Source organism: Bacillus sp. FSL K6-1338 (assembly GCF_038006965.1).
GTDB lineage: Bacteria > Bacillota > Bacilli > Bacillales > Bacillaceae_G > Bacillus_A > Bacillus_A thuringiensis_S.
Genome location: NZ_JBBOWI010000001.1, coordinates 330,407 through 347,218 on the forward strand (window position 1 = coordinate 330,407; position 16,812 = coordinate 347,218).

A 16,812-nucleotide genomic window follows, 5' to 3' on the forward strand; every position below is an offset into this window, starting at 1 on the left:
TGGATCGATGGATTTGAAGTTAGGGGTGGCTAGGATGGTTGCAGAAAAGGAACGAGTGTTAATGGATTTAAAAGATGTATTTGAATATGCGTTTGACGAAATTTTTGTTACAGATGAGCAAGGGATCGTTGTACGTGTAAATAGTACATGTGAAAGGCACTACCAACTAGCTGCAGAAGAGTTAGTTGGTAAGCATGTAAAAGAACTACAAAAGGATGGAATCTTTTATCCATCAGCGACATTAGAAGTGATTGAAAAAAAGAGGCCAATTGAACTCGTTCAAACTACAAAATCAGGAGAGTATTTACACGTTCGTACAAGGCCTGTTTTTGATGATGAGGGAAATTTAAGAAGAGTGATTAGTTATTCTCGCGACCTTACTGAACTCTATCAATTACGTCAAAAGGTAGAGGAAATGGATAATCAGCTAAAAACATATAAAAAAGAATTAAGAGAAACATATGAGCATGAAGGACTTATTTTTAAAAGTCTAGCTATGCAAAAAATAGTCGATACAATCAAAAAAGTATCTGTAGTGGATAGTACTGTTCTCGTTTTAGGCGAGACTGGAGTAGGAAAAAGTCGATTAGTACGCTATTTACATGAAGTGAGTCACCGTAAGCATGAAAGTTTCTATGAAATTAATTGTGCGGCATTACCAACTAATTTAATTGAATCGGAGCTTTTTGGATATTCAGGTGGATCTTTTACAGGTGCGAATCGTGAAGGGAAAAAGGGACTATTAGAATCCGCGCATAAAGGAACTCTTTTTTTAGATGAAATCGGTGAAATGCCGCTTGAAATTCAAGCGAAGCTTTTGCAAGTATTGCAAGAAAAAACATTTCGTCCTATAGGCGGAAGAGAATTAAAAAAAGTAGATGTTCGAATTGTGGCGGCAACAAATAGAGATTTAAGCGAGATGGTGAAACAAGGAACATTTCGGAAAGATTTATACTATCGTCTGAATGTCATTCCAATTGCAATTCCCCCGCTTAGGGAAAGAACAGAAGATATTTTACCGCTTATTTATCATTACTTGCAGCACTTTAATAAAAAGTACGGACGTGATGTGAAACTAGCACCGGGTACATTACAAATGTTTGTCGGATATCCGTGGGAAGGAAACAATAGAGAGATAGAGAATGTAATTGAGAGAATTGTTATTACTGTCGATGATGTTGTAACGGTAGAGGATTTGCCACTCTCTATGCAAGAGGCTGCAGTTGAACAATCGGGGCAAAGCCTTTATAAAATGCTGGAAGAGGTAGAGAGAAATATTATTCTTAAAGCGTATAAAACGTATGGATCAAGTTATAAAGTGGCTGAGTTTTTGCAAATTAGTCAATCTGCTGCTACTAGGAAAATTAAGAAGTTCATAGAGGAGGAAGAAAACATTGGATAAAAAGGCGACTTTCGTAAGTATAGATAAAAAGGCGATGTATATAAATAGTGAGTGGATTACACTACAAGAACAAATTGAAGTAAATAATCCTGCGACGAAGGAAATATTTGCAACTGTACCAAAAGGCGGAGTAACAGAGGCAAAGCAAGCTGTTGATGCTGCACATGAAGCTTTTAAAACGTGGTCTAAGTTAACGGCAGCAGATCGTGCCACGAAGTTAAAAAAGTGGTTTACGCTTATTGATGAAAATAAAGAAGAGATCGCAGCGATTATGACGAAGGAACAAGGAAAGCCGTTTGCAGAAGCGCTTGGTGAAGTAAATTATGCAAACAGTTTTGTTGAATGGTATGCAGAAGAGGGGAAACGCGTATACGGTGAAATGATTCCTGCTTCTCATCCGAATAAGCGCATTTTAGTTATGAAGCAACCAGTTGGCGTTATGGCAGCTATTACACCTTGGAACTTCCCAGCTGCTATGATTACGAGAAAGGTAGCCCCAGCGCTTGCAGCAGGCTGTACAGCCGTTGTGAAACCAGCAAGTCAAACGCCATTAACTGCATTGAAATTAGCTGAATTAGCCCATGAAGCAGATATTCCAAAGGGCGTAATCAATATCGTAACAGGTAGTGCAAAAGCAATTGCTGATACATGGATGGAAGATGGTCGCGTTCGAAAAGTGTCCTTTACAGGGTCAACGGAAATCGGGAAAGAGTTAATGGCTAGTGCGGCGCAAACGATGAAAAAAGTTTCGCTTGAGTTAGGGGGACACGCTCCGTTTATCGTAATGAATGATGCAGATTTAGATAAAGCAGTAGAAGCGGTGATTGGTTCGAAATTCCGTAATGCAGGACAAACGTGTATATGTACAAACCGAGTATTCGTTCAAGAAGAAGTATACGAAGTATTTGTAGAGAAGTTCCAAAAGGCAGTAGGGCAGTTGAAAGTAGGAGACGGTTTCGGTGACGGAACGACTGTCGGGCCACTTATTGATGAGAATGCAGTTTCAAAAGTACAAGAACATATTGAAGATGCTATTCAAAAAGGTGGAACAGTTTTATATGGTGGTCAAAAGGTCGCAGAGTTAGAGGGACATTTCATTCAACCGACTGTAATTGGGTTGGCAAATGATACGATGCTTTGTATGAATGAAGAAACATTTGGGCCAGTGGCACCAGTTGCGAAATTTAAAACAGTTGATGAAGTAATTGAACGTGCAAATAATACACCATACGGTTTAGCTGCGTATATTTTCACGAAAGACATTAGCCAAGCATTCCAAATTAGTGAAGCGCTAGAGTACGGTATTATTGGTCTAAACGATGGTCTTCCATCAGTTGCACAAGCACCATTCGGTGGATTTAAAGAAAGTGGTATCGGCCGTGAAGGAGGCCATTTCGGCATCGAGGAATATTTAGAAATTAAATATATTTCATTAGGACTATAAGTAGTATACTAGAATCTCTATAAGGTAACAGAGAAGGAGATTCTAGTATGGTATATTGGCTATTATTACTTGTTACAATTATTTTTGAAGTGGCTGGAACAATTGCGATGAAACTATCAAATGGTTTAACAAAGCTCGTTCCAAGTGTACTTATTTTCGTATTTTATGGAATTTGTTTCAGCGTGTTTGCTATCGTCGTTAAAAAGATTCATTTAAGTATTGCTTATGCCATTTGGTCTGGCGTTGGAACGTTACTTATTACAATCATTAGTGTGTACTTTTTTAAAGAGCATATTAGCTTATTCCAAGCATTTTGTATTCTCTTTATTGTTTTGGGTGTCATTGGGCTTAAGGTTTCATCGGCATCATGAAAGCTATCTTTTGTAGAAGATAGCTTTTTTCTATTTGTGCAGTTAGCAATTAATACGACAAAATATGACAAGAAAGAGTAAAGCGTTTTGTTATGATACATATGAAATATTGTCTTATGTGGAGGAAAGAGTATGTTAAAAAAGGTGAGTCAAATTGTTTTAATTTTTGGCATAGCTTTTAGTTTAAGTGCTTGCACTGAGACTAAAGATAGTAATGAAAGTAAACAAGAAGATGTTCAAGATAAAGTGTATAAAATAGGGGAGACAGTAGACGTAGATGGTTTGCAAGTAACTATCGATTCAGTTGAATTAGGATATCCGGATTATGATGAGGATAAAAAGAAAGAAGAGATTTTGGGGGTTATTTTCAAAGTGGAAAATAATAGTAAAAAGGAAATACCTTTTGCATTTTATGAATTTGAGATTACCGATAAGAAAGGTACAAGATTTAAAGAATATAATAACCCTGATAGCTTTATTAGTAAAAAGTTAGCACCAGATGAAAAAATTCAAGATATCATGCTATTTGACGTAGCGAAAGAAAATACGTATATCGCTACATATAGACCGGAGTTTACGCATGAAAATAGAACGATAAAATTTGAATTGAAACCAAATAAATAAAGAAACACATTGGATTATCCAATGTGTTTCTTTATGGTAATAAATTTAAAACGCCCAGTTACCTTTACGGAAGATAGGCTCATGTCTGCCATCAGCAGTAATACCGTCAATATCAAGCTCAGCTGATCCAATCATGAAGTCGTTGTGTGTGATACTAGCGTTTGCGCCGTTTTCAGCAAGTTCTTCTTTAGACATTGTTTTTCCGCCAACTAAGTTAAATGCATAAGCATTTCCGATTGCAAGGTGGCAAGATGCATTTTCGTCAAATAGTGTATTGTAGAATAAAACATTTGTGTTTGAAATTGGTGAGTCATGAGGCACTAAAGCTACTTCTCCTAAGAAGTGAGAACCTTCATCTGTTTCTACTAAATGTTTTAAAGCTTCTTCACCAGCTTCAGCTTTATAGTCTACGATACGCCCGTTTTCAAATGTTAACGTGAAATTATCGATAATATTACCTGCAAATACTAACGGTTTTGTACTAGAAACTTGGCCGTTTACACCTGTTTTAAGTGGCATTGTAAATACTTCTTCAGTTGGAATATTAGCCATAAATGGTACGTTCTTTTCATTTAAGCTACCAGCACCAGCCCATACATGTTTTTCTGGAAGTTCGATTGTTAAATCTGTTCCAGGACCTGTATAGTGAAGAGCTTTATAATGCTTTTCGTTTAAGTAATCCACTTTTGTATGTAATGTTTCATCATGTTCTTTCCATGCTTCTACAGGATTTTCTAAATCAGCACGAGTAGCTTTGAAAATAGCATCCCATAACTTTGCTTCTTGTTCTTCTGGCGCTACGTCAGGGAATACTTTCGCAGCCCATTCTTTCGTAGGAACAGAAATGACACACCAACTTACTTTATCTGCTTGTACGTAATCACGGTATACTTTCATTGCTTCTCCAGCTACTTTATGAGCTGTTGCAATACGCGATGCTTCTACACCTTTTAATAAATCAGGGTTTTCTGCATAGATAGACATAAATGCAGCGCCTTCTTTTGCTAATTCTTCACGAGCATGTGCTTTCCAAGATGGAAATTCAGCGAAAGCTTCTTCAGGAGCTAGATCGAACTTTAAGCGTGTTAACGTCTCATCATTCCAATCTACATATACGTGTTTTGCACCAGATTTATATGCTTTTTCTGTAACGAGGCGTACAAATTGTACAGCTTCAAGAGGTGCACTAATTGATAAAGTTTGTCCAGGTTGAATATTAACACCAACATTAACTGCAAGAGCAGCATATTTCTCTAACGTTTGTTCAAATGACATATGTATAATCTCCTTTAATTTGAAAGATTTCTTACTATATATAATACAAGAAAATTCTAAAAATATATATAAATATAAAGTAAAAAGAGAGCTCAAAATGTATTGAGCCCTTATATTTACTTAATTGAAGAAGCAAACTGCTCTACAGTCGTTGTATGGTGTATACGAACGCGCTTCATCTTTAACAATTCATCAGGTTCACCCTTCGTAATGAATTGCCCAGGCTTTGTCGTCGTCGCAAATTGATAATACTTCTTCGTTTCTGTAACAACCTTATCATCTACATGACCGAATGGATAAGCAATCGCGATAACAGGCTTACCTGTTATTTTTTCTAGTTTTTCTTTTGAACCTTTTAACTCTTCCTCATAGTTTGTAATTTTCGGTAAGTCTGCATGTGTTGCAGTATGAGATTGCACCGAGAAAATGCCGGAATCAACCATTTCTTTTATTTCAGAAGTAGACAATGCTCCTTCTACATCAACGTTATCAACAATCATATATTCTGTTGCTGCCGGTTTAAAAGTATCATCTTTTAGCTTTTGTAAAACGCGAAATGCATTCATATTATTTTTCATACCGTCATCAAATGTAACGAAAATCGGCTTATTTACTTTATTTATATCGCCCCAGCGTTCAAACGTTAACAGCGTATAACCATTGTCCTTTAAATGTTTCATTTGTGCTTCAAAGTTAGCTGGTGATACGAATAAGTCTTTAATACCTTGACCATGATAATCATCAATTGCGTGATACATAAGAACAGGAACCTTTTGTTCGAAAGTAATAGTAGATTTCGTAAGCGGGATTGTTTTCCCATCTTCTTTCATTCCTGTTGCTTCAATTTGGAACTCACCGCGTTTTCCTTCAAATTCCTTTATATCAAAAGGAATTGTGAATTGCTTCTCTTTTTCTTTAGAAGAAAAAGATTTAGCACTTTCCTTGCCATCAGCTGTGCGCCAAATTTTATATTGTACTTCAGTTAAATTATCTTTTATATCTGTCATATGAATAGTAGTGTCTGTAGATTCGTATGTGATGGGAGTATAAGAAATTTTACCTTGTTCTTGTACAGTCTCTTTTTGTTTAGCTACTTCTTGAACCTTTTTCTCTTTTTTAGGTTCTTGGCTTACATTGCTAGTATTGCAGCCTGCTAGAATGGCAGACGTACATAAAGCAATTGCTGCGTATTTTTTCATGAAAATCACCTTCTATTGTGTAGTATGTTGCATATTGACATTAAAATCCCCACCGCTATAAGAGTGGTGGGGATATACCCTTGTTCATCATATCATTTGAAGAAAATGAGGGGAATATGATTTTTAGGAGGCTATTAAGGTAATAGATTAGTGACTTTGAATAGATGTATTTTTTTGTTTCTTATTAGAATTAATAATGATATAACCAACTACAAAGATAAGAGGAATAATGAAGACATAGATAGGCATTCCCCATACATAATAGCTTTTCAGCGTTAAGACTAGTAAATGTAAGAAATCGAAAATTGCGTGGGCTTTCATAATATCCTCCAATGTTTTTTGAAAATTATAACATTTTAAGCTTGTTATTTGTATAATTTGGAAAGTAATTTAAGCTAATTTTAAAGTAAGAAGAAGACTTATTGATATGCAATTTTGCATACAGATATGGATTTTATTAAAATATAAAGATTTTATACTATAATAAAAACCGCTATAAAACTAAGTAAGAATAATGTATGGAGTGGAGAATAGAAATGAAATATAAAAAAATAATATATATCTTTTTCATATCACTATTTATAGTTGGTTGCCAAAGTGAAGTGAGTAAAGCGAATAGTGTGGAAGAGTATATTCCATCGCATCTTATGAATGCGGAAGTGACGGCGGATATTATGACACTAGAGATGGATCGTGATACACGTAAAAAAGTAGAGGTTATTACTAAAAAGATGAGTGATCATGTGAAGAATGATAAAGAGTGGTACGTAAACTACATATCAGGGCATATAGATAAGCAGGTGAAGCCGTATCATCCTAACTTTGGTATTACAGAAGAAGAATATAACTTTTTTAGAAACGCCGTTGAGAATAGTAGTTTATCTAATACAAGTGATGGAAAACTTCAATTTAAGCAAAAAAGTAACCATGAAATTGAAATTGTTTCAAGTAGAAACCTAGAACTATTCCAGCATCTAGTAATTGATACAGAGAAGAATATAATAAAAACTTCTTTTGGAGAATGTCAGTATGTTGGAGAAATAAAGCCATCTTCAGAAAAAAGAATATTAGGTCGAGTAAATGGCAAACAATGGATGTTACAAAAAGAAAATTTAATCTATTTATTCTCTTTAGGAAAGCTTGAAGGAGAAGATAAATCTGTTATGGTTATTTCAGTAAAAGGCATACACGAAGGAAAACTTATTAGTAACGAGGAAGTAGTCGAATTCCGTTCGATTTCATAAAGAATCAAAAAAATCACCTTACTCGTTAAAGTAAGGTGATTTTTTATTAAATAAACAATCCAGCGATTGTTGCAGATAAAATAGAAGCAAGTGTTGATGCAAATAGCATTTTCCAACCAAATTTAGAAACAACGCTTCCTTGTTTTTCAGAAAGGGCACGGATTGTACCAACGATTGCACCAATTTGGCTAATACTTGCGAAGCTAATTAAGAATACTGTAACGATTCCAACTGTACGTGGAGCTAATGTTGTAGCTGTGTCTTTTAAATCAAGGATTGCTACAAACTCGTTTAAAACAATCTTCGTACCCATAATACCACCAGCTGGGATAATATCTTGAGTTGGAATACCCATTAAGAATGCGAATGGAGAAAGTACGTAACCGAAGATTTGTTGTAAAGTAACAGCATGTCCCATTGCGCCTGAAGCTGCACTAATTACGTAGTTTACAACTTCCATCACACCGATAAAGGCGATCATTAATGCGGCAACGATACCAGCTACTTTTAAACCATCAAGCGCACCGTTAATCATTGCGCCGATAAAGCTGTCTCCGAATAGAGTTCTATCAAATTTTTGAATCACTTCATCTTCTTTTTTCGTATCAACTGGTGTTAATAACGAACAAACGATTAAGCTTGAGAATAAGTTTAGCGGAAGAGCTGCTAGTACGTATTTTGCATCTAACATCATTACGTATGATGCTGTAACAGAAGCAGAAACGGAGCTCATCGCAGAACAACAAATGATAAACATACGATTTTTATTGAAATGCTGTAAATCGTTTTTAATGACGATTAACGCTTCACTTGAACCGAAGAATACAGAGTTTACTGCGTGGAATGACTCAACGCGTGGTAAACCAGTAATTTTTGAAATTGCACCGCCGACAACACGAACGATGAATGGTAAAACACCTAAATAACTAAAGATTGAAAGTAGTGCTGAGAAAAATACGATAATTAATAATACGTTTAAGAAAAAGACAAAATCTCTGTGAATTCCATTAAAGAGAAAATCGACACCTGTCGTACCAAGTTTAATTAGTTTGTTGAAAACTTTACTAATGAAAATAATGATTTGTTGACCAACCTTTGTAGCAAACATAAACCAACCGATTAAAATTTGGAAACCAATCATAATTGCAATTGCACGGAAGTTGATTTTACTTTTGTTGTTTGACAAAGCAAAACATAAACCTAACACGGCAAGAATACCGATAATGCTCATTACATATTGCATGTAGTTGCCCCTTTCAGAAGTTCGTATAAAGTTTGTACATAAAACGCTCGTTATATTACTAAAAATAAAAGAACGAGGTTTTATGTCATACGTAAGATGTCTGACCTTTTAGAAAAATAAAAATAAAAAAAGACCCATATGGATTCACTTTCATCTATGAGAGAAAGCTAATCAATATGAGTCCTTTTTTGCGCATAGGCTAATATTCATTAGTTTTCCCCATAGTCCAGCAATTTAAGGTTGCCGGGTAGAAACTCTCGATCCATATTATCAAGTATATATGAGGTAACATCGTCCGTATTAAATTAGTAGTAGCGTAACATTAACAGAGAAGTATCGTCAATAGCTTTTTTTCTTCCAATAGAAAAAGACCATATAAGTATGATAAAATGTAACGCAGTGTTATGAAAAAGAGAGGTCGGAAAATGAGTACTAAAATGACGCCACCAGTTGAGAAAAACGAGTTTATAGATGTAGTATTTGAAGATTTAACACATGATGGTGCCGGTGTTGCGAAAGTAAAGGGCTATCCTATTTTCGTTAAAAACGGATTACCAGGTGAAGAAGCGCAAATTAAAATTATTAAAGTGAAGAAAAACTTTGCATTTGGTCGTTTAATGAAGCTTCATACAGAAAGTCCATATCGTAAAGATGCTGAATGCCCAGTATATAATCAGTGCGGCGGTTGTCAGCTTCAGCACTTAACTTATGAAGGACAATTACAAGCGAAAGAAAAACAAGTACGTGACGTTATGCAGCGTATCGGAGGACTAGGTGATGTTCCTGTTCATCCTGTACTTGGCATGAAGAACCCGTGGGTATACCGCAATAAAGCACAAGTACCAATCGGAGAACGTGAAGGTGGGCTTGTAGCTGGTTTTTATCGCCAAGGAACGCATGACATCATTAATATGGAATCATGCTTAATTCAGGCAGAAGAAAACGATACATTAATTCAAGAAGTAAAACGTATTTGTGAAAAGCACGGTATCACTGCGTATAACGAAGAGCGTAACAAAGGAACACTTCGTCACGTAATGGCTCGTTACGGACAAGTAACAGGGGAAATTATGCTTGTCTTCATTACGCGTACAGCGGAATTGCCAAACAAAAAAGCAATCGTTGAAGAAATTGCAGCGAAATTCCCAGAAGTAAAATCAATCGTTCAAAACGTAAATACGAAGCGTACAAACGTAATTTTCGGAGATAAAACGACAGTACTGTACGGATCAGAATATATTTATGACTTTATCGGTGACATTAAATTTGCGATTTCAGCACGTTCATTCTATCAAGTAAACCCAGAACAAACGAAAGTGCTATACGATAAAACGTTAGAATACGCAAAATTAAATGGTAACGAAACAGTAATCGATGCCTATTGCGGAATCGGATCAATCTCGTTATTCCTAGCGCAAAAAGCGAAAAAAGTGTACGGCGTTGAAATCGTCCCAGAAGCAATCGAAGACGCAAACCGAAACGCAGCACTAAACAACATGACAAACGCTGAATTTGGCGTAGGAGAAGCAGAAGTAGTCATTCCAAAATGGTACAAAGAAGGCGTAATCGCCGACACAATGGTCGTAGATCCACCGCGTAAAGGCTGTGACGAAGCATTACTAAACACAATCATCGACATGAAGCCAAACCGCGTCGTATACGTATCGTGTAACCCAGCAACATTAGCACGTGACTTAAAAGTACTAGAAGAAGGCGGATATAAAACACAGGAAGTACAGCCTGTTGATATGTTCCCGCATACGACTCATGTGGAGTGTGTGGCTTGGTTGAGCCTTGATATATAAGGGTTTTATAATAATTGTTGATGGGTTTGACCACGGTTTGACCACATCAACAATTATTTTATGATTTTAACGCCTCACTTAGCGCTATAGTGGCACTTTCTTGCATATCTAACGTAACGTGACTATAGGTGTCCAATGTGGTCTTAATGGAATTATGTCCTAATCGTTCACTTACGATTTTCGGATTAATACCTAATTTAAGAAGAAGTGTGGCATGAGTATGTCGTAAGTCATGGAATCTAATTTTAGGAACTTGTGCTGTTTTTGTAAACCTTTCAAAGACAGTAGTTAGTGTTCTTGGATAGATTGGTCGACCGTCTTCTCTACTGAAAACTAAGTCATTATCTTCATAAGCTTTACCAATAGCTAATTTAAATTCATTTTGTTTTGCTTTATAACCTTTCAACTCTTTACATAAACTTTGGTCAATGGAAATTAATCGTTTAGAACCCGATGTTTTCGGTTCTGTAAATCGAAAACCTAATTTATCGTAAATTAGAGTTTCAGTCACACTAACCTTCCTTTCAACTAAATCCACATTTTTCCACCTTAAACCTAGTAATTCACCTCTACGCATGCCAGTATTAAGTGCAAGTAAAAATAAATGATAGTAAATAGGATTGTCAAATTTAGCATATGTTAAGAATGTTTTTGTCTCCTCAATTGACCACGTCTTATTGACCACTTTTCGTGGGCGAGGGATTTCTACATATTCAAATGGGTTTTTATATAAAAGCTCCCATTTAACAGCATCTTCTAATGCCCCTTTTAAAATAACAAAAATATATTCAATATATTTAGGAGATAATTCTTCATCGATTAGCGATTTAACAAATCTTTGTCCGTGTAGAGGCTTTAAATCTTTCAGTTTATGTGAACCGATTACAGGAATAATCCTACTGTTCACAGCTCGTCCATAATTGATAAATGTAGTATCTCTCACTCGTTGCTTAGCTGTGTTTTCAAGCCACTCCTGTAAATATTCACCGAGAGTAAGATTCTTATCATCAACTAGACTTCCGGTATTAAACTGATGAATAAGTTCATTACATGCTCTTTCGGCTTCTTTCTTTGTTTTAAAGCCTGATACTGTTTTTTGTTTTCTTTTGCCAGTAAGAGGATCTCTTCCAATATCAATTGTAAATGACCACTTTTCACCGCGTTTTCTAAAATATCCTTTCATTATCCATACCTCCTTGAACTAATATTATTCGAATAGTACAGATAATTCCAGTATTAGAAAAAGGAAAAAGTAACTCAGAAGAGTTACTTTATGGTAAACTATATTCAACTGTATACGTCGGGTGGCTGGTTGCTATCCTTTCTCTTTATTTTAGAGAGAAAGGAGGTGACCCTTATGATGGAATATTTACTTTCTTTGTCTCAGGATTTACTCAAGGTATTCCTAACTATAGTTGTTACAGCTTATGCAAATAAGTTTGCTAACACTTTGTTTAAGAAAAGTAAAAGAGCCACCCCTCGCCGTAGGAAGCAGGGTAGCTCTAAAAGAAAATAAATAGCAACCTTGCCATCTGATGGCGGCAGTTACTGGAAGAGATGTTACAGCATCTCTTCTTTTATTCTATGCAATTCAGATAAGTGTCATACTCAATACATAGTAAATATATATTCACTATACAATGGTGATTCTAGTGCCTATATTACCATAGTCATATTTTTTGGTCAACGCAAATAGCGGGGATTGAGAACAAATTTATAATAGTCCACAAAATAAAGTTTCATGGTAAAATATATGTATCCATACTTCTAAGTCCGCACATGTTGCGGGCTTTTTTATTAATATAAAATCAGTATTTTAACCAAAAAAAAGACACCCTAAGGTGCCCTCATACGACTTGATAACCACTTTAATTTTAATAATATGTATCTCGCAAATATAATTTTACCATATTTATCTATACAGTTTGTTGAGAAATATGAATCAAATCAATATGTTGTTAAAAGTTATTTAGAATTAAAGAATATTTTCTTGCTGTCATGAGTGTTAAATTGAATTTTGAAATCATCCCCAACATCAACTACTTGTGAAATGTATCCTTCTCCCTCAGCGCCTTTATATAATTTTTGATGTAATTGATTAGGAGTAACGGCAGATAATTCGCGATTGTATACTCGACCATCATTGGAGACTAAATTTACATTCATATCAGATAAGAAGTATTCATAATCTTGAGTTTCTGAATCAACAACTTTTCCTTTAACCTTTACTAATGCCCATTCTTTACCTTCAGGTGCAGGTTTATTGAATTGATTTTCTTTTTTTAATATTTGATAAGCTTGATCGCCTCGAATAACTTCAAGTATGGATAATTCTACTTTTGTATTAAATTTTTTGAAGGTGCCACCATCACTATTTAGGATTAAATCATTAATTGTTGCTACTTCATTAATGGGTATCGCATTAGAACGATTCCCTTTGCTAGATAATGTGGAACTAGTATTTTTCTTCTCTGAATTCGGGTCATTGTAATGGTTATTTATATTAAATTTAATATGGTATTGCTTTGTTTTCAGAGTTTTGTTATTATCATCTTTTTTTGAAATCTCAAATGAGAATATTACCCATTGAATAGATTCTAAATTTCTTTGGGAAGAATCAAAGAATGAAATAACTCCTTTAGTAGGATCTGTTATTTTATCTCCAGGCATAAATTCGGTTTGATTAATAAAATTACCTTTAACTGGTATTCTAAGTTTGTTGTCTTGACTGGTTGAAACTTTAATTTTATTTGTATCAAAGATAAATTTTGATTTGGAAGTATTGTCAATTACAAATGCAGTTCCTACAGATCCTACATCGGTTCCATTATCAGTTTTCATCTTGTTAGAAACGGCAAGTGGATTTAGTGTGAATTTAAATCCATCAAAGTTGTCACTAAATGAAGCGTCATCATAATAAATAAATCGTGTTTCGTTATCCGCGTTATGTAATCTGTAATTTCCAGCATCTATAATTTTGCTTACTTCTTCATCAGATTCATTTACTTTAGCGTCTTGGCTGACAGATTTAATTTTACTATTATTTGCAACGATATTTATAAAGATAACTATAACAAGAATAGCCACTAGCCAAAACCACCAATGTTTATAGAACTGTTTTTTCATAATGAATATCCTCCAATTAAATAAAATATAAGATTTCCAAGGTCAGCATATCAAATTTAATATCAAGTCATTGTCATATTATGTCGAATGGACAAATAAAAAAAGAGAGCAAATTGCCCTCTTACTCAAATTGTAAAAAGATGAATATTTTACAATTTGAAATTGGAAATGATTTCTTTTATGATGAAATCAAATCATAGTATGTCTTTATTGTTTTGTAACATTTTCACGTATAATGAAACCTGTTTTGCAAAACGACCTTGTTGACGCCCATCAAGCTCCTCATAAGCTCTTTGGATATCATTGAATAATAATTCCAATAACGCATCTTCTTTTCTGTTCTCAAAATTAAGAAGAGTGTCTGTGGAGGTGTTAAAATACGATGCAAGTATCTTTAAACTTTCAAGGTCAGGTTCATGACGGTCGGTTTCCCAATTCTTGATTTGTCCGCGTGATAAACCTGTTCGCTCAGATAATTGCTCTTGCGTTAAATCAAAAGACCTACGTAAACGTTTAATGTTTTGTCCGACTGTAGTTTTCATAGTTTGAGTATAATAATCGCCTTATTACTATACCATAATTGGTCGATATCCTGACATTTAAGTTTGTAATTGGTATTTTAACAAACTTTTAAAAAATACATAGACAAACGTTTGTTTGGTGGTAAAATATTCATATAGGGAATTTGTTTGATGTTATGTAAAATTGCATATTTCATTCTGTTGAACATAAAAAACGTTGTTACAGAACAGTTTCTCAACTTTCTCAATAATTGTCTGATAACTCTATGACTGAATTTCCTAATTTTTGTGATATTATGATAATAATAATAATAAAACGGACGTAAAAAAGACCCACGGTGTAAGTAGTGCTAGGAACACTTTCTTACACTGCCCCCTACCTGACTAGGGAACATTGTCGCGGATCTCTTACATAATTATAACACATCTTAGATTAACAGTGGCGCGTTTTCCTTTATATGTAACAAAATGGGGTTTACGTGTCTTTTTGTCCATAAGGAGGACAAATGAAATGAATGATTTTCTTAATGTTTTAAAGAAAGAATTGTACTCTGCTGGAATTAATAACACGCAACTTGCCTTGTCATGGGGAATTTCCCCAAGTGGTGTTACAGCGATTTTTAAAGGTAAAAGAAAAATGCGTTTTTCTTACCTTACTAAATCGCTATCCTTATTAAATCGAGGTACTAAAACAGAGAGAAAATTTGTATGTGAATATATGAGAGCTGCTAATCCTAAACCTAAAAGCAAGCGAGAAATTATGGAATATTTAACTTTAAAGGGTGATTTTGGTACATTGAAAATCCTGGTGGAGGAAGAGAAAAATTCTAAAACATCCCTTAATAAGGAATTTTCAACAATTTATGAACTTATTCATCAAAGGTTTACTAAAGATATAAAGCTATTAGAATTTTATAATCTAATGAGAGAGAAAAATAAAAAAACAACATGTACAGAAATGAAAACATTAGTAGATTTAATACTCTGTCAAACATTATATCAATCAGGAAACCATGAATTAATTGCTGAGAAAATGTCTGAAATTGATTCGAATATTTTAGCAATTACCAATAATTTTTTTCAAAGTACACTTGGTGTAAGATACAAAGAAGCTCATGCTGTATTGAGTCTTCGTAATAATGAAATCGAAAAAGCGCGTAAGCTATGTTATGAGATATTAGATGAATGTGAAAAAAATTCATTTTTTATTTTACCTAAAGCTATTGCTTACTTTAAATTAGGAGAATCTTATATATTGGATTCTAATAATTATGAAACATCTAAACAATATCTTCTTAAGGCATATGAAACTTTGAGCGGTTTAGGTGATTTTCATGGTATTAAAGAGAAAAGAGGAATGATTCTTCGAAATATAGCATTTTTGAAGATTTATAACATGAAAGAGTTATATTCCATTGTTGAAATAGATGAAGCTGAAATTGCCTTTTTAAAAATAAAACAAGGATATAAACAAGAAGGTAAATTAATGTTAATCAAGTTAAAGGAAAAAAATGGATTCCTATCTGGGATACAAACTGTTTACTTAGCTTTAGCACAAGATAATGAAAGTGATAGAATTACGATAATGAAAGAAGCTTTAGATATTATGATCTCTAAAGGTGATCATTTTTATGCCCAAATACCAAAACAATACTTGGGCTTATCTTGAAAAAATGGTATAATTATCATTAAAGGTAGGTGAATTACAATTGAAAAAACTTTTAAAGATTATACCTATGTTAGCTATATTAGGAGGATTTTTATTAAACTCTTCTAATGTGCCAAATGAGCAAAAAAAACAAACGGAAACAGAAGCTAAACAAACTATAGTTTTATATTCTCAGGACCCAGGCGGCTGGTAACAATTGGATATTAAATATATGATATAAAGAATGCGATCATCCTTCAAAGGGTGGTCGCATTCGTGGTTTCTGGAGATATTCTGTTTTTTGTAGAATTTATAAAAACAGAATTAATCCCAAAAAAATACAATTATTCAAGGGATGTAGGGGGAATTTGAAATGATTAAAGAGAAAATAGCAAAAGAATTAATGGTGAAGTGGCTTTTAGAAAACAAGGGAACTAACCCAGAAGAGATTTTAGAAGCAATCACTTCTCATACATATGAAGAAGAGAAATTAAAAGAAGCTAACTGAGTAGTTAGCTTCTTTTATGATGTACATTATTTTTGATTTTTAGTGAAATTCACGTACATGGCCGCTTGTTTCCATGCGTTTTCTTGTTCTTCTTTAGGTAGGTCAGCTACCAATTCCATAAATCTTCTAGCCATTTCATCAGCTTTTTTATCTTGTTGTTCAGTTAAACGTGGATCTGAAGATCTTCCTAATAAGTAATCGGTTGAAACACAAAAAAGATCTGCAATGGAGTTCAATACAGTCATACTAGGTTCAATTCTGTTATTTTCTAAATGTGAGTATGTTGCTCTTGATATGTTTAACAGGTTAGCTACATCACCTTGTGTACGCTTGCCCCTCAGTTGTTTTAGTTTTTCTCCAAAAGTCATTTTAAATTTTCCCCTCTCAGTAAATCCTTAATTA

General features: G+C 34.3%; 17 protein-coding genes, 1 pseudogene and 1 riboswitch. Of the genes and pseudogenes, 10 read left to right on the forward strand and 8 right to left on the reverse strand.

All coding sequences use genetic code 11. The annotated features are described in order from the left end of the window. The first annotated feature begins 34 nt into the window (after positions 1 to 34). The 4 genes from NZ044_RS01810 to NZ044_RS01825 all read left to right on the forward strand — a co-directional run bounded on the left by NZ044_RS01810 (position 35) and on the right by NZ044_RS01825 (position 3,841). Positions 35 to 1,402, forward strand: a complete 1,368-nt coding sequence (locus tag NZ044_RS01810; protein WP_000225147.1) for a sigma-54 interaction domain-containing protein — start codon at positions 35 to 37, stop codon at positions 1,400 to 1,402. Then, the gene (gabD, locus tag NZ044_RS01815) at positions 1,395 to 2,846 is read left to right on the forward strand and encodes an NADP-dependent succinate-semialdehyde dehydrogenase (protein WP_340949442.1); all 1,452 of its coding nucleotides are present in this window, start codon (positions 1,395 to 1,397) and stop codon (positions 2,844 to 2,846) included. The genes NZ044_RS01810 and gabD overlap by 8 nt, the downstream gene beginning before the upstream one ends. Before the next feature lie 47 nt (positions 2,847 to 2,893). Further along, entirely contained in the window at positions 2,894 to 3,217 is a 324-nt protein-coding gene (locus NZ044_RS01820) for a DMT family transporter (RefSeq protein WP_000263262.1), read from the forward strand. A 132-nt stretch (positions 3,218 to 3,349) separates the two neighbouring features. After that, the gene (locus tag NZ044_RS01825) at positions 3,350 to 3,841 is read left to right on the forward strand and encodes a DUF4352 domain-containing protein (RefSeq protein ID WP_000915102.1); all 492 of its coding nucleotides are present in this window, start codon (positions 3,350 to 3,352) and stop codon (positions 3,839 to 3,841) included. Between the two features lie 45 nt (positions 3,842 to 3,886). Here NZ044_RS01825 and NZ044_RS01830 read toward each other — a convergent pair whose 3' ends face one another. From NZ044_RS01830 to NZ044_RS01840, 3 genes are all read right to left on the reverse strand, one after another. After that, positions 3,887 to 5,116 carry an aminopeptidase gene (locus NZ044_RS01830; RefSeq protein WP_000007349.1) on the reverse strand — a complete coding sequence of 410 codons (1,230 nt, stop codon included), beginning with the start codon at positions 5,114 to 5,116 and terminating at the stop codon, positions 3,887 to 3,889. A gap of 116 nt (positions 5,117 to 5,232) precedes the next feature. Continuing rightward, positions 5,233 to 6,315, reverse strand: a complete 1,083-nt coding sequence (locus NZ044_RS01835) for a polysaccharide deacetylase family protein (protein WP_098506767.1) — start codon at positions 6,313 to 6,315, stop codon at positions 5,233 to 5,235. A 147-nt stretch (positions 6,316 to 6,462) separates the two neighbouring features. Further along, complete coding sequence (locus NZ044_RS01840; protein ID WP_000643592.1) at positions 6,463 to 6,636, reverse strand: hypothetical protein; 174 nt, start codon at positions 6,634 to 6,636, stop codon at positions 6,463 to 6,465. A 215-nt stretch (positions 6,637 to 6,851) separates the two neighbouring features. Between NZ044_RS01840 and NZ044_RS01845 the strand changes: the two genes are divergently transcribed. Continuing rightward, complete coding sequence (locus NZ044_RS01845; protein WP_000875605.1) at positions 6,852 to 7,559, forward strand: hypothetical protein; 708 nt, start codon at positions 6,852 to 6,854, stop codon at positions 7,557 to 7,559. Positions 7,560 to 7,605: 46 nt separating this feature from the next. On the opposite strand, the gene NZ044_RS01850 is transcribed toward NZ044_RS01845, so the two are convergent. After that, positions 7,606 to 8,802 (reverse strand): NupC/NupG family nucleoside CNT transporter, encoded by a 1,197-nt coding sequence (locus tag NZ044_RS01850; RefSeq protein ID WP_001200494.1) that lies wholly within the window; start codon positions 8,800 to 8,802, stop codon positions 7,606 to 7,608. A 202-nt stretch (positions 8,803 to 9,004) separates the two neighbouring features. Beyond that, positions 9,005 to 9,106, reverse strand: a riboswitch (purine riboswitch). 121 nt (positions 9,107 to 9,227) lie between these two features. On the opposite strand from NZ044_RS01850, the gene rlmD reads away from it, so the two are divergent. Continuing rightward, complete coding sequence (gene rlmD, locus NZ044_RS01855; RefSeq protein WP_151629042.1) at positions 9,228 to 10,607, forward strand: 23S rRNA (uracil(1939)-C(5))-methyltransferase RlmD; 1,380 nt, start codon at positions 9,228 to 9,230, stop codon at positions 10,605 to 10,607. Between the two features lie 58 nt (positions 10,608 to 10,665). Here the strand turns inward: rlmD and NZ044_RS01860 are convergent, their stop codons facing one another. Then, positions 10,666 to 11,790: a site-specific integrase gene (locus tag NZ044_RS01860; protein WP_340949447.1), complete on the reverse strand. Its 1,125-nt coding sequence runs from the start codon at positions 11,788 to 11,790 to the stop codon at positions 10,666 to 10,668. Positions 11,791 to 11,964: 174 nt separating this feature from the next. On the opposite strand from NZ044_RS01860, the gene NZ044_RS01865 reads away from it, so the two are divergent. Continuing rightward, positions 11,965 to 12,123, forward strand: a complete 159-nt coding sequence (locus NZ044_RS01865; protein ID WP_000970856.1) for a hypothetical protein — start codon at positions 11,965 to 11,967, stop codon at positions 12,121 to 12,123. A gap of 449 nt (positions 12,124 to 12,572) precedes the next feature. Here NZ044_RS01865 and NZ044_RS01870 read toward each other — a convergent pair. Both NZ044_RS01870 and NZ044_RS01875 read right to left on the reverse strand, forming a co-directional pair. Then, positions 12,573 to 13,067, reverse strand: a pseudogene (locus NZ044_RS01870) (hypothetical protein); the annotation flags it as partial. An 860-nt stretch (positions 13,068 to 13,927) separates the two neighbouring features. After that, positions 13,928 to 14,275: a helix-turn-helix transcriptional regulator gene (locus NZ044_RS01875; protein WP_046945621.1), complete on the reverse strand. Its 348-nt coding sequence runs from the start codon at positions 14,273 to 14,275 to the stop codon at positions 13,928 to 13,930. Positions 14,276 to 14,765: 490 nt separating this feature from the next. Here NZ044_RS01875 and NZ044_RS01880 point away from each other — a divergent pair, with 490 nt between their 5' ends. The 3 genes from NZ044_RS01880 (at position 14,766) to NZ044_RS01890 (ending at position 16,410) form a co-directional block, all read left to right on the forward strand. Next, positions 14,766 to 15,923, forward strand: a complete 1,158-nt coding sequence (locus tag NZ044_RS01880; protein ID WP_340949449.1) for an AimR family lysis-lysogeny pheromone receptor — start codon at positions 14,766 to 14,768, stop codon at positions 15,921 to 15,923. Positions 15,924 to 15,963: 40 nt separating this feature from the next. Beyond that, on the forward strand, positions 15,964 to 16,116 hold the full coding sequence (locus NZ044_RS01885) for a hypothetical protein (protein ID WP_160309573.1): 153 nt from the start codon (positions 15,964 to 15,966) through the stop codon (positions 16,114 to 16,116). 159 nt (positions 16,117 to 16,275) lie between these two features. Next, positions 16,276 to 16,410, forward strand: a complete 135-nt coding sequence (locus NZ044_RS01890; protein WP_080345667.1) for a hypothetical protein — start codon at positions 16,276 to 16,278, stop codon at positions 16,408 to 16,410. 26 nt (positions 16,411 to 16,436) lie between these two features. Here the strand turns inward: NZ044_RS01890 and NZ044_RS01895 are convergent, their stop codons facing one another. Then, positions 16,437 to 16,778, reverse strand: coding sequence for a helix-turn-helix domain-containing protein (locus tag NZ044_RS01895; RefSeq protein ID WP_046945306.1), 342 nt, complete (start codon positions 16,776 to 16,778; stop codon positions 16,437 to 16,439). Between the last annotated feature and the right edge of the window lie 34 nt (positions 16,779 to 16,812).